Source organism: Embleya sp. L77 (genome assembly GCF_055557415.1).
Map to the genome: position 1 here is coordinate 2,152,078 of NZ_CM145710.1, position 13,055 is coordinate 2,165,132.

The 13,055-nt window shown below is 71.8% G+C and carries 13 protein-coding genes; 6 read left to right on the top strand and 7 right to left on the bottom strand.

Features of this window, described 5'->3' with window-relative positions; translation table 11 throughout:
* The first annotated feature begins 111 nt into the window (after positions 1-111).
* The 3 genes from ACZOOI_RS39260 (at position 112) to ACZOOI_RS39270 (ending at position 3,276) form a co-directional block, all read left to right on the top strand.
* Positions 112-774, top strand: coding sequence for a hypothetical protein (locus tag ACZOOI_RS39260; RefSeq protein WP_465281592.1), 663 nt, complete (start codon positions 112-114; stop codon positions 772-774).
* 57 nt (positions 775-831) lie between these two features.
* Positions 832-2,124: an ROK family transcriptional regulator gene (locus tag ACZOOI_RS39265; RefSeq protein ID WP_465281593.1), complete on the top strand. Its 1,293-nt coding sequence runs from the start codon at positions 832-834 to the stop codon at positions 2,122-2,124.
* A 114-nt stretch (positions 2,125-2,238) separates the two neighbouring features.
* Complete coding sequence (locus ACZOOI_RS39270) at positions 2,239-3,276, top strand: ROK family protein (RefSeq protein WP_465281594.1); 1,038 nt, start codon at positions 2,239-2,241, stop codon at positions 3,274-3,276.
* 203 nt (positions 3,277-3,479) lie between these two features.
* Here ACZOOI_RS39270 and ACZOOI_RS39275 read toward each other — a convergent pair whose 3' ends face one another.
* Positions 3,480-4,421: a ribose-phosphate diphosphokinase gene (locus ACZOOI_RS39275; protein WP_391585598.1), complete on the bottom strand. Its 942-nt coding sequence runs from the start codon at positions 4,419-4,421 to the stop codon at positions 3,480-3,482.
* A 168-nt stretch (positions 4,422-4,589) separates the two neighbouring features.
* Between ACZOOI_RS39275 and ACZOOI_RS39280 the strand changes: the two genes are divergently transcribed.
* Positions 4,590-5,003, top strand: a complete 414-nt coding sequence (locus tag ACZOOI_RS39280) for a hypothetical protein (protein WP_465281595.1) — start codon at positions 4,590-4,592, stop codon at positions 5,001-5,003.
* 83 nt (positions 5,004-5,086) lie between these two features.
* Here the strand turns inward: ACZOOI_RS39280 and ACZOOI_RS39285 are convergent, their stop codons facing one another.
* Complete coding sequence (locus ACZOOI_RS39285) at positions 5,087-5,401, bottom strand: hypothetical protein (protein ID WP_465281596.1); 315 nt, start codon at positions 5,399-5,401, stop codon at positions 5,087-5,089.
* Positions 5,402-5,531: 130 nt separating this feature from the next.
* The gene (locus ACZOOI_RS39290) at positions 5,532-6,467 is read right to left on the bottom strand and encodes a hypothetical protein (RefSeq protein ID WP_465281597.1); all 936 of its coding nucleotides are present in this window, start codon (positions 6,465-6,467) and stop codon (positions 5,532-5,534) included.
* Positions 6,468-6,702: 235 nt separating this feature from the next.
* Here ACZOOI_RS39290 and ACZOOI_RS39295 point away from each other — a divergent pair, with 235 nt between their 5' ends.
* Together ACZOOI_RS39295 and ACZOOI_RS39300 are read left to right on the top strand one after the other, a co-directional pair.
* Positions 6,703-7,371: a papain-like cysteine protease family protein gene (locus tag ACZOOI_RS39295; RefSeq protein WP_465281598.1), complete on the top strand. Its 669-nt coding sequence runs from the start codon at positions 6,703-6,705 to the stop codon at positions 7,369-7,371.
* 4 nt (positions 7,372-7,375) lie between these two features.
* Positions 7,376-8,194 (top strand): hypothetical protein, encoded by an 819-nt coding sequence (locus ACZOOI_RS39300; RefSeq protein WP_465281599.1) that lies wholly within the window; start codon positions 7,376-7,378, stop codon positions 8,192-8,194.
* Between the two features lie 172 nt (positions 8,195-8,366).
* On the opposite strand, the gene ACZOOI_RS39305 is transcribed toward ACZOOI_RS39300, so the two are convergent.
* From ACZOOI_RS39305 to ACZOOI_RS39320, 4 genes are all read right to left on the bottom strand, one after another.
* Positions 8,367-10,151: an arginine--tRNA ligase gene (locus tag ACZOOI_RS39305; protein ID WP_465281600.1), complete on the bottom strand. Its 1,785-nt coding sequence runs from the start codon at positions 10,149-10,151 to the stop codon at positions 8,367-8,369.
* 82 nt (positions 10,152-10,233) lie between these two features.
* A complete protein-coding gene (locus ACZOOI_RS39310; protein ID WP_465281601.1) occupies positions 10,234-10,845 on the bottom strand; it encodes a TetR family transcriptional regulator C-terminal domain-containing protein in 612 nt (203 codons plus the stop codon).
* Between the two features lie 168 nt (positions 10,846-11,013).
* Positions 11,014-12,414 carry a GntT/GntP/DsdX family permease gene (locus tag ACZOOI_RS39315; RefSeq protein ID WP_465281602.1) on the bottom strand — a complete coding sequence of 467 codons (1,401 nt, stop codon included), beginning with the start codon at positions 12,412-12,414 and terminating at the stop codon, positions 11,014-11,016.
* Complete coding sequence (locus ACZOOI_RS39320) at positions 12,411-12,935, bottom strand: gluconokinase (protein WP_465281603.1); 525 nt, start codon at positions 12,933-12,935, stop codon at positions 12,411-12,413. Before ACZOOI_RS39320 ends, ACZOOI_RS39315 begins: the two co-directional genes overlap by 4 nt.
* Positions 12,936-13,055: the final 120 nt, after the last annotated feature.

Genomic DNA, 13,055 nt, shown 5'->3' on the forward strand with positions numbered 1-13,055 from the left:
GTGATCGGCCCGTGGGTCCGGGCGACGCGTGTCGTCCGGATCCACGGGATCCGATCGACCCCGCCCCACGAGGGCACGAACTCCGGATTGACGCAGGAATAGGGGACCCCGATGCGCAAGGGGAAGAACGAACGCGACCGCGAACGCACGGCGGCGAGGGCATGCGAGGCCGTCGAGAAGTATCGCGGAATCGCCGCCGAGTACAACTCGGAACTGCGGCTGGGATCCGATTTCCGCAAGGACATCGAACTCCTCGCCGGATTCAACGATCTTCACTACACCGCTCTCTACGCCGTCGTCGGGCGAAAGCCCGAAGCGCTCTGGATCGCGGCGGCCAACGCGAGCGGAAGCAACGTCTTCGTTCCGATGCCCAGGCCCTCCACCCTGGTGCTCGGCCTCGGTACCTGCACATTCCACGTCGTGCTCTATCTCAACGGACACCAGGAGCAGTACGCGCAACACCTCCACCACCGCCTGGAGCCCTGGGACCTGCTGCCGCGCAGGTACACCGGGCGGGTCAATCTGCTTCCGCACAAGGAGAAGCGGGGCGAGGTCTGGTATTCCGGCGGAGGACGGCAGCACCACAACGGACTGTTGCCCCGGGACCGTGACGGGCTCCGGGTGGGCGACCACGTCGAGTTCAGCCTGGCGTGGGATCCCAAGCGAAGGTCTCCGGTCGCGGTCCTGCTCACCCCGCCCGGAGGGCGTGACCGCCGGCTCGGCGTCACCCCCATGGAACGCGCGTTTCACGTGTCGGCGGAATCCGCCGCCTGAGAGAGAACGGATGTGTCGACCGTGCCCGTCGGCGATCAAGGAATCCCCGTCGAAGTCATGCTGCGCCAAGCGGGTCTGCGCAGGCGACGCGGGGAGCTGGTGGCTCTGCAACTCCAGGCCCAACAACGCAACTGGGAACGCATCTTCGACACCATCGTCCGCGTCGACGGGCCACTGGCGAAGGACATCGCCGAGATCACCGGCCTGGGCGGCAGCACGGTGACCGGGGTGTTGCAGCGGATGGAGGAGAAGAACCTCATCACCCGCAAGCCCGTCGCCTCCGACGGGTCGAAACGCGTCGGCCGGTCCGCCCGGGTCCGCGTCGTTGCCGGCAGGCACTACCTCGCCGGCGTGGAGATCCGCCGGGACGGCCTCACCGGACTGATCGTCGACCTGCGCGGCGAGCCCGTCGGCGAGCCACGCGAACTCGCGCTGGCCCCCGTTCGCGGACCCATGGACGTCGACCTCCTGGTCGACGGCGTACGCGACCTCGTCGACGAACTGACCCTGAATCTGTGCGCACTTCGCGACGACGCGCAGGCGCCGCTCCTGGGGCTGGGCGTCGAACTCGGTGGCCACATCGACGGCCGCAGTGGGGAGGTCGTCTGTTCCCCCGACCTCCAGTGGGGGGAACACTGGGCCATCCCGCGGGTGCCGCTGCGCCGGCTGCTGCGCGCGGCCACCCGGCTGCACACCGTGGTCGACAACGACGCCAACGCGCTCGGCACGGCCCAGAGATGGTTCGGGGCCGCCCGCAACGAGGACTCCTTCCTGATGGTGCTCGTCACCCGGGACGGGGTCGGCGCATGCGAGTTCCGCGATGGCCAACCCCACCGGGGGGCGACCGGCAAGGCCGGGGAACTCGGCCACATAGTCGCCGTGCCCGGCGGCGAGCCGTGTCGCTGCGGCAATCGCGGATGCGTGGAGGCCGTGGCCACCACGTCGGCGATCGTCAAGGCCGCCGACGCCAAGGACCTGGCCGAGGCTCGCGCGCGTGCCGCCGACCAGGATGCCGGCGCCCGGAAGGCCTTCGTCGACGCGGGCACCGCGCTCGGGCGTGGTCTGGCGTCCATGATCACCTGCACCGATCCGGCGAAGATCATCTTCACCGGTGACGCCGTCACCGCGTCGGAGTCGGACGCACACCGGCTCGTCCTGTACAGCGACGACTATCACGAGGCGATGCTTCGTGCCGTCGACGAGTACACCGTCTTCTCCGGTCCGCCGCCGGGTTCCTTCCTGCTCATCCAGGACCGGGAGCACTGGAACGGTCCTCGCGGCGCGGCAACCATGGTCATCCGCGACGTCATCGCAGGGGCCGTGGACGTCGGCACGACCGCCGAGCGCTGAGCGCCGGGCCGAACGCGACCCGACCGCGCCGCCGCGCCCACATGTCCCGCACCACCCCACCACCACCGCCCCACCGCCCCACCACCCCACCACCACAAGACGGAGCCTGCGCCCATGTCTGAACACGTCCTCTCGGCCCCCGCGCGGAGCGCGGCAGCGCCCACCCCCCGTCTCGCGATCGGCCTCGACATCGGCGGCACCAAGATCGCCGGCGGCGTCGTGACCCCGTCCGGAGAGATCCTGCGGTACCTGCGCATCCCCACGCCCCCCGGACGCGACGGGACCCCCATCGCCCTCCTGGACCTGATCGCCCGCCTCCGCGCCGAGTACCCGACCGTCGAAGCCGTCGGGGTCGGCGCCGCGGGAATGGTCGAGTGGCCCGCCGGGCTCCTGCGCTGGGCGCCGAACAACGACTACCAGGAACTGCCGTTGCGGGACCTGTTGATCGAACGCACCGGCCTACCCGTCGTCGTGGAGAACGACGCCAACGCCGCCGCCTGGGCCGAAGGGCGCCTCGGCGGCGGGGCAGGGCACGCCGACGTCGTCGTCCTCACCGTGGGAACGGGCATCGGCGGCGGCCTGATTCTCGACGGGGCCCTCTACCGCGGACACACCGGCATCGGCGCCGAGGTCGGGCACATCATCGTCAACCCGGAAGGCGGCGACATCTGCGGCTGCGGGGCCACCGGCTGCCTGGAGGCCCAGGCGTCGGGAACGGCACTCGGACGCATGGCCCGCGAGGCCGTCGCCGCCGACCCCGACGGTGCGCTGGCGGGCTTCGCCCCGAGTTCCGGCGAGGTGACCGGCGAGACCGTCTTCGCCGCCGCCGAACAGGGGAACCCCACGGCGCACGCCCTCTTCGAGCGGCTCGGCTTCTGGCTCGGCACCGGCGTCGCCTCACTCGTCAACATCTTCGACCCCGAGATCGTCGTCATCGGCGGCAGCCTCGGAGCCACCGGCGACCACCTGTTCCGTCCCACCCGGGCCACCTTCGAACGCCTCGTCGTCGCCCGGGACCACCGAAAACTGCCCTCCGTCGTCCCCGCCGCCCTCGGCACCGAAGCCGGCATCGTCGGCGCCGCCATCCTCGCCCTGGACGAACCACCCGCCACCCGCGCCGACGCCCCGACCCCCGTCGCAGCCGCCGTGTGACGCCCCTCCGCGGTTCGGTACGGCCGTGATCGCGGCCGTACCACGCGGGGTACGCGGGACCGTCTCGGTGGATCCGGGCGGGCCGCCCGTCCGTCGGGTCGGTCCGGGGGACCGTCGCGATGGCCCCCCAGCGGCGAGTCGCGCGACCGTCGCGGTGGATCCGCGAGCTTGCCCGCCCCGGGCGAGGGGCGGGCGGGCGTCGCTCACATGTCGAACAGTGCGCTGACGCTCTCGCCGTTGTGGATGCGGCGGACGGCCTCGGCGAGGGCGGGGGCGATGGACAACACGCGCAGCTTGTCGGTGTGTTCACCGGAGGGGACCGGGACCGTGTTGGTGCAGACGATCTCCAGCACGTCGGGCTGGTCGGAGAGGCGTTTGAGGGCCCCGGCTGCGAACAGGCCGTGCGTGCACGCGACGCGGATCGAACGCGCACCCAACTCGCGGAGCCGGTCCAGCAGTTCCAGGACCGTGCTGCCCTTGGCGATCTCGTCGTCCAGCACGATCACGTCCCGTCCGGCGACCTCGCCGATCACCGCGCTGATCGCCACCCGGTCGTCCGCGAAGCGCTGCTTGGCACCCGCGGCCACCTGCGCGCCGAGCATCCGGGCGAACGCGGCGGCCTCCTTGGCGTTGCCCAGGTCGGGCGAGACCACGGTGGTGTTGGACAGGTCGTAGCGCCGGAAGTGCTCGGCCAACTCGCGCAGCGCATGCAGATGGTCGACCGGGACCGAGAAGAATCCGTGCACCTGCGGCGAGTGCAGCGTCATCGCCAGCACCCGGCTCGCGCCGGAGGCGACCATGAGGTCGGCGACCAGCCGGCCGCCGATCGAGATGCGCGGCGCATCCTTCTTGTCCGAGCGTGCGTAGGCGTAGTGCGGCATCACCACCGTGATCCGGCCCGCCGAGGCGCCGCGGGCGGCGTCGCACATCAGCAACAACTCGACCAGGTTCTCCTGGACGGGCGCGACCAGCGGCTGGATCAGAAACACGTCGTGTTCACGGCAGTTGGCCTGAAGTTGCACTTCGAGGCAGTCGTTCGCGAATCTGTTCACCCGGGTCGGACTGAGTGGGACACCCAGGTGTGCACAGACCTGGGCGGCCAGTTCGGGATGTGCGCTACCGCTGAACACGGCGATCTCTCGCACGAACGCTCCTTGTTTTTTCGAGTCGCAGTCGTGGGCCCGTCGCCACATGCTATGGGCCGGGTCCCCGAGACACCGAAACGACGGCGCCCGCCCGCGAGGCAGCCGCGTCGTACACCGGGACGGCGATGCGCGATGGTGTGCCGCATGAAGTCGTAACGAATCGTGGTCGTGGGCGTGGCGATGGTCGTCGTCGTACTCGAAGCGCTCTGGGCGTTCGGGTTCGTGTTGTTTCTGGGCGACGCGCTGCTGTACGGCTTCGACCCGGAAGAGACCGGAGGCCCGCCGACCGCGCGCGAGGTGTTGGGGACACGCATCGTGATGTGGACCGTGGTCGTCGGTGCCGCGGTACAGGCGGTGTGGGTGTGCAAGTCGCTCGCCCGCCGACTGGAGGTGCTCGGCGGCGCGCGCTGGGGTATCGGCTGCGCGATCGCGGCGCACATCGTGGTGAGCGCCGCCTCGCTGCTCGCCGGCGACGGTCTCGCCGCGTGGGTTCTGTGGCTGCCGCTGTGCGTGCTGCTGTTCGCGGGCGCGATCACGCGGGACGGTGGCCGTCACTCGACCCGGGCCGCCATGTCGGCCTGAAGCCGCTCGGTGGCCCGGTCGACCCGCGCGATGTGCGGTTGGCGGAGCGGATCCGGGCGGCGCGTGGCGAGCGACGCCGAGCCCTACGGCAGCCGGGCGCCGATCCGCAGCAGCACGTCGCCCGAACCGTCGGGGGAGGGGTGCACCGACCACACCCGCTCGGAGATGGTGGTGCCGCCCTCGGTCGTGTACTCCCCGACCCACAGCGTCGAGCGCTCGTCCGGGTCGACCAGCACCTGCGCCGTCGTCCGCGAACCGTCCGCGAACAGCAGGTCGCCCGGCGCCGTCCCGGCCCGGTGTGGATCGGTCGTCCCCGGGGCGTGCACGCGCACCAGGGCGCCGGGATACAGGTGTGAATGCGCGGCTCGCAGGACGGGCCGTTCGATCGCGTCGCTCACGCGCGCCGCTCCTTCCATCGGGTGCGGCCCATCCAACGCCATCGCGCACCCGGGCGCTTCCGCTGCTGCGCCCATCGGGTGATGCGCGGTTCGGCCCACCGGATACCCGGGCGGCCGAACTCCCGGGCGGTCAGGCCCAGTCCCAGCCAATGCCGAGGATGCCCGGCCCGACGTCCTGTTCGGCCAGGTGGACCACGCAGTGCCGGCCGTTCAGGGTCAGATCACGCCGGTCGGTGCGCGGCGCGCCCGCAGTGCTCCGGGTGAACCGGCGGCAGTGCACCGGCAGTGCGGCGAGGTCGAAACGCACCTGGAGGACGTACTGCCCGCACGGGAAGGTGAAGCCGCGCACGTACTCGTCGCTGGGCCCGCCGGTGCCGTCCTCGAACCCGTAGCCGAAGACGTAGGTGTCGCCGGAGCGCAACCGCGCGTCGAACAACAACTCCGCCACGAGCACGGCGGCGTCCCGACTCCAGCGCACCCTCCCCACCCGGCAGTTCTCCGTCGCCCGGACCCGGACCTGCTCGGGCGCGCAGCCGCGGTCGCCGATGTGGATGGCGAGATAGCGATCGACCCCGTCGCGATGCGCGCGGACCACGTGTTGCGAGGCGCGGCCCAGGAGTTCGCGCCGGGCGCCGACCCGGACCTGTTCGAGCTGGCACACCGTGTGCAGGCCGCCGTCCGCGGGCGACTCCAGGTCGGTCAACAACCGGCCGAGCGTGCCGGACTCCTCCACCACCGCACGATAGGAGCGCGATGCGGTGCGCTCGGTGACCCCGGGCTCCAGCAACCTGGTCAGCGCGTGCGGCGGCAGGTCCAGCACCTCTTCGAGCGCTCGCACCGCGCGCAGCGACTCGGCCCGCCGCGGCCGACGCGCGCCCTGCTGCCAATAGCTGAGGCTGGTCACCCCGACCTGCACACCGCGCTGGGCCAACCGGTGCTGCACCCGGTGCAGGGCCAGGCCGCGGGCGGCCAACGCCGCGCGCAGCGCCAGATGGAACGGCCCCGCACGCAGGACCCGGGCCAACTCCGCCTCGACCGGGTCACCCCGGGTGTCGGTCCGCGGCATCGCTCGCCTCCCTTGTGAACGTTCACGGCGGACCGGTCGGGATCGGCGCTCGCGACCGAGGTGTTCCGGTCGACCGGTCACGAGTCGTTCACAGGCCGGTCGAGGCGTTCACACCACCGCTTCACCCCGCATTGAAGCGTCTTGAAACACACCACGACAACACCCGATGCTCCACCTTGCAGCGTCCGGACGCCCACCACGCCCCACCTCGTCCCTCCGTTACGGAAGGAACGTCATGACTCGAACGTCCCCACGAACGGGCCGCATATCCGGCCGCCGCACGTCGGCGCTGACCCTCACGGTGGTCGCGCTGCTCTCCGCGCTGCTCGCCGTGCCCTCGGCCGCGTCCGCCGCGACCGCCGGCACCATCGCACCGGCCGCACGGACGCAGAGCTCCGCGGAGCAGGCGCAGCCACTCGCGCTCGCCGCCAAGAAGCTGAACATCACCATGCAGGCCCAGCAGAAGAGCAACTGGTGCTGGGCGGGCGCGGGCAACACCATCGCGACCTGGTACGGCCGCGGCTACAGCCAGAACCAGTTCTGCAACGCGGCCTTCGGCCGTTCGCAGAGCACCGAGTGCCCCAACTCGCAGGCCACGCTGGGCAACGTGCAGACCGCACTGCGCTGGGCGGGAATCAACTCCGGTTCCTACGTGAGCGGTTGGCTCCAGTACGGCACGGTCCAGACCGAGATCAACGCGAACCGGCCGATCGAGACCCGGATCCAATGGTCCTCGGGCGGCGGGCACATGCACGTGATCCACGGCTACGACACCGCGCAGAGCTGGGTCTACTGGGGCGACCCGTGGCCGGACAACTACCGCTACAACTGGGCCGCGCACAACTGGTACGTGGACAACAACGAGTTCTCCTGGACCCACTCGCTCTACCGGATCGGAGCGTGACGCCATGACCGGAGGCGGCATCAAGCGCCTGTTCGCGGCGGGCACCCTCGCGGCGGCGCTCACCCTGACGCTCACCCCGCAGTCCGCGCACGCCGCGTCCGTACCCGCGCCGCCGGCGCCGGACGCGATCAGCGTGGGCGCTGCGCGCGACGTGGTCGCGGCGCCCGGCACGCTCGACACGCTGTCCAGGTTCTTCGCCCGCGACGGCGCGCTCGCCGCGGCGGACGCGGCACCCAGGATCGAGGGCGACGTGGTCGCCGTGTACACGCTGGCCCCGGAGTTCGTCGCGGCCCGACCGGGGGCTCGGCCGGTGCCGATCGCCCGGCAGGAGTTCCTGGCCGCCACGGTCGTGGCCGCGGACGGCCGCAAGGCGTCGGTGTGGACGGCCGACACGCCCCGGGGCCGACAGGTGGTCAACATCGCGGACGGCGACGACGAGGCCCGTTACGCCGCGGCCGGCGCGCGTCTGCTTGCCGGTGGCATCGTCTTCCGCGAGCCGCAGATCAACGCCTGGTACGTGCAGGGCGGTGACCGGGTGTTGCCGCTGAACGCCGCCGCGAAACGCGCGATCGGCGCCGGCGGGAGCAGCGTCTCGGCGTACCGGGACCGGGTGCACCGGGCCTACGCGGACAAGCTGCCGGGCTCCGGCTACGACGCCAAGGGCCTCGCGGGCGGCTTCGGGCCGACGGACACCGGTACGGGTGCGGCACGCACCGCCGACGACCCGTTCGGCGTCGGACCGACCGCGATCGCCGCGGCCGGCCTGCTCGGCGTCGCCGGCGTGGGCGGCGTGCTGGTCAAGGTACGGCGCCGCCGCGACTGACCCCGATGCGTCCCGGCCCGACCCGGGCCGGGACCCTCCGGGCGAGCGGGGTCGATGCCCCTCCCCACGTCGACCCCGCTCGGGAACGGCTCTGCCACGACGGCACGCACACCCGCCCCCGCACCCGCCGAGCACGCGGGGGCGGGTGCGGACGCAAGCGCGGGTACGGCGCCTACATCCGCTCGGGCGTCTCGATGCCCAGCAGGTCCAGGCCGCGGGCCAGGGTGCGTGCGGTCAGGTCGCACAGGATCAGCCGTGAGTGTCGGATCTCGCCCTCCGAGCGCAGCACCGGGCAGTTCTCGTAGAAGCCGGTGAACGCGGTGGCCAGTTCGAACAGATGGTGGGCGAGGCGGTGGAACTCCAGCGATTCGCCGACCTCCTCGATCACGTCCGGGAAGGCCAGGAGCCGCAGGGCCAGCGCTCGTTCGGCCGGCTCCCGGATCACCAGGGGCCCGGCCACCCGGGGCGCCTCGATGGCGGCCCGGGCGAAGATCGAGCGGATTCGGGCGTGTGCGTACTGGAGGTAGGGCGCGGTGTTGCCGTCGAGGGACAACATCCGGTCGTAGTCGAAGCGGTAGTCCTTGCGCCGATCCCCGGACAGGTCCGCGTACTTCACCGCACCGATGCCCACCGCCCGGGCGAGTGCCGCCCGCGCATCCGCATCCAGGTCCGGGTCCTTCTCGGCGATCGTCGCGGCGGCCCGGGCCACCGCCTCGTCGAGCAGGTCCACCAGCTTGACCGAGTCCCCGGCCCGGGTGCGCAGGATCTTCCCATCCGAACCCAGGACATAGCCGAAGCCGACGTGCTCGACCCGCGCGGTCGCACGCGGCAGGCCCGCGTCGCGCGCGGTCGCATCGGCCCCGTCCGCGCCTTCCGCGGCCGCACTGTGCCAGCCCGCGTCCCGCGCGGTCGCGAAGACCATCGCCAGATGCTCGCTCTGCGGCGTGCCGACCACGTACAACAACCGGTCCGCGGCCAGGTCCCGCAGTCGGTGCCGCAGGGTGGCCAGATCGGTGGCGGCGTAACCGAATCCGCCGTCGCTCTTGCGCACGATCAGCGGCAGCGGCTCGCCGTCGCGGTTGACGAATCCGGCGGGGAAGACGCACTGCGCGCCGGCGCTCTCCCGAAGCAGACCAAGCTGAGCCAACTCCTCTACCAGCGGCGGCAGTTCATCGTTGTACCGACTCTCCCCGAAGAAGTCGTCCGCGGTGAGCCGGACGCCGAGCCGGGCGTAGACGGCCATGAAGTACTTCTTGGATTCGGTCACCAGGACCCGCCACAGCCGCAACGTGGTCGGATCACCGGCCTGCAACGCGACCACACGTTCGCGGGACCGGACCCGGAACGCCTCGTCGGCGTCGAACGCCCGCCGTGCGGCCTGATAGAAGCCGGTCAGGTCGCCGACCGAGAGTTCGTGCGCGGCCTCGGTCTCACCGACGTCCAGGAGGTGCTCGATCAGCATGCCGAACGGCGTGCCCCAGTCGCCGAGGTGGTTGCGGCGCAGCACGGTGTGCCCCTGCCACTCCAACACCCGCACGGCGGCATCGCCGATGATCGTCGAGCGCAGGTGGCCGACGTGCATCTCCTTGGCGGTGTTCGGGCCCGAGTAGTCGACGACGATCGTCTCGGGCCGGGCGGTCCGCGGCACGCCGAGCCGTTCGTCGGCGGCGATCCCGGCGAGCAGCCGGCCGAGTCCGGTCGGCGCGAGGGTGAGGTTCACGAAGCCGGGCCCGCTGATCTCCACCGCCGAGCACACGTCGTCCAGCACGGCGTACCGGAGCACCTCGGCCGCGATCTCGCGAGCGTCGCGGCCCAGGCGTCGGCCCAGGGCCAGGGCCCCGTCGCACTGGAAGTCCGCGTGCCGGCCGCGACGTATCGACGGGTCCGCGGGCATGCCCGCGACCTGTGCGAACGCCGGTGCCAGCCGCTCGATGAGCAGCTTCTCCGGAGTGACCATGGGGGGAAGCTAGTCCACCGGGCGCCCCGGGCTCATGCCATTTTCCCGGCCGCGCGGGCGGATCGGGCGGGCGCGGGGCGGGTCACCGAGTGTCGGAGGGTGCGCCGTCGGAGCGGGTGATCCGGTCGAGTTCGGCGTCGAGCGTGCGGGCCGCGGCGGCGGGGCTCAGCCGGTCGGGGTAGAGCAGGACGTGCACGCTCAGGCCGTCGATCAGGGCCAGCAGGTCGGCCGCGGTCCGGTCCACGTCCACGCCGTCGACCAGGTCGCCGTTGTCCCGGGCGTCGAGCAGCACGCCGCGCACGATCACCCTCAGGTCCTCGCGTTCGCGGCGGTTGCTCTCGGCGACCTTCGGGGCGGCCAGGCTGCGATGCCACACGGCCACCTCCAACATGCTCTCCTGGAGGCGGTCCTCGTCCAGGGGCAGCAGGTCCGCCAGGCCGGCCCGCAGCGCGGCCAGCCCGAAGCGGCCCGCGGTCAGGTCGAAGAAGCGCCGGGCGATTCGTCGGTGCGACCAGTGCACGGCGGCGAGCAGCACGTCGTCGGCATCGGCCAGGTCGAGTTCCGCCGGCGGGGGCTCCAGGGCGGTGGCCACCTCCTCCGGCGCGACCGCGGCGCCACCCCTCGCCGTCACGAGCCGGAACGCGGCGGCCCGCACTCGGTCCTGGTCATGGGCAGCATCCTGGGGACCCGACATGCCGGCAGCTTAGAGCCTGGCCGCCCGATCCCGGTGGACCCCGCACCGAGCCCCGCGCTGCGCCGGATCGGGCGGCCTTCGTCGCGCCCGGTACACCCCGCGCCGCCCGGTCGCACCCGGCGCCGGGGCTGGTCGCACTCGTCGCGCCCGTCGCCGGGGCGGGTCGCGCTACAACACCAGCGACAGCAGCAGCACGAAGCCGCCCGCGACCACAGAGATGATCGTCTCCATCAGCGACCAGGTCTTCACCGTCTGGCCCACGCTCATCCCGAAGTACTCCTTGACCAGCCAGAATCCGGCGTCGTTGAGGTGGCTGAAGAACAGCGACCCGGCGCCCACGGCCAGTACGAGCAGGGCGGTGTGCGTGCTGCTCATGTCCGCCGCCAGCGGCGCCACCAGACCCGCCGCCGAGATGGTCGCTACCGTCGCCGACCCGGTGGCCAGGCGGATCGCCACCGCGATCAACCACGCGAGCAGCAGGGGTGAGATGGACCAGTCCTCGGAGATGTCCAGGATCATCCGGCCGACGCCCACGTCGACCAGGGTCTGCTTGAAGCCGCCGCCCGCGCCGACGATCAGCAGGATGCCGGCGATCGGCAGCAGTGCCTTCTCCACCGTGGTCGACAGCCGGTCCCGGGTGAATCCGGCGGCCCGACCGAGCGTGAACATCGCCACGATCACCGCCGACAGCAGCGCGATCAACGGCGAGCCGACCACGTCCGCGACCCGCTGGACGCGGTCCGCGGGGTCGTCGACGACGATGTCGACCAGCGCCTTGCCGAGCATCAGCACCACCGGGAGCAGCACGGTGCCCACGGTGACGGCGAAGCTCGGCCGCCGCTCCAGGTCCGCCGAGGAGCGTTCCGGGACCAGGTCCCGCGGAGGTGCGATGTCCACCCAGCGCGCCGCGTAACGGCCGAACAGCGGGCCCGCGACGGCCAGCGTCGGTATCGCCACCAGCACGCCCAGGGCGAGCACCACGCCCAGGTCGGCGTGGATCGCGTCGATGGCCGCGAGCGGTCCGGGATGCGGCGGAACCAGGCCGTGCATCACGGACAGGCCGGCCAGTGCGGGGATGCCCACCCGCATCAGCGAGTGGTTGCCGCGCTTGGCCACCAGGAGCACGACCGGGATCAGCAGCACCACGCCGACCTCGAAGAACAGCGGCAGCCCGATGATGCCCGCGATCAGCGCCATCGCCCACGGCATGGTGCGATCGCTCGCCTTGGCCAGGATGGTGTCCACGATCTGGTCGGCGCCGCCGGAGTCGGCCAGCAGCTTGCCCAGGATCGCGCCGAGCGCGATCAGCACGCCCACGCCCGCGACGGTGGAGCCCAGACCCGAGGTGAAACTGGCGATCGCCTTGTCCAGCGGAGCCGCGGCCACCGCGCCGAGCACGAGCGACCCGATGGTCAGCGCGAGGAAGGCGTGCAGCTTGAACCGGCCGATGAGCAACACGATCACGCCGATGCCGACGAGCACCGCGAGGCCGAGTTGGGCGTGTCCGGCCGAGGTGATCGGCGCGGCGGGCGCCCCCGCCGCCAGCGCCGGCAGGTCGATGGTGCTCACGTGGTTCCCTGATCCGCTTCGAGCCGGCGCAGCGCGGCGACGGCCTGTTCGGTTATGGCCTCGGGTCCGGGTGAGACGTCGACCGCGAGGCCGGCCTCGTCCGGCTGCAGAGGTTGCAGGTCGGCGAACTGCGAGTCGAGCAGCGCCTCCGGCATGAAGTGGCCGGTCCGCTCGTGCAGGCGCGCGGCGATCAGCGCGCGGTCGCCGACGAGATGGACGGCGATCACCCTGGGGACCGCTCGGCGCAGCCGGTCGCGGTAGGCGCGCTTGAGCGCGGAGCAGGCGACCACGCCGCCGGAGTGTTCGTGTGCGGCGAGCCAGTCGCCGATGGCGTCCAGCCACGGCGCGCGGTCCACGTCGTCCAACGGGATCCCGGCCGACATCTTGGCGACGTTGGCGGGTGGGTGGAAGTCGTCCGCGTCCGCGTAGGGCACCCGCAGTTCCGCGGCCAGCATGCGGCCGACCGTGGACTTCCCGGTGCCGGACACACCCATGACCACCACGACGTGGGGGGCGTTCATCGATACCTCGCTGTCTTTGCCCGGCCGGTGCTCGGGCGCCGTCCCATACCCAAACGCATAGGTAGTACTTAATCAAGACTTCGGAACAATTAAGTCATACGTAATCCGAGCGGCTCGGCG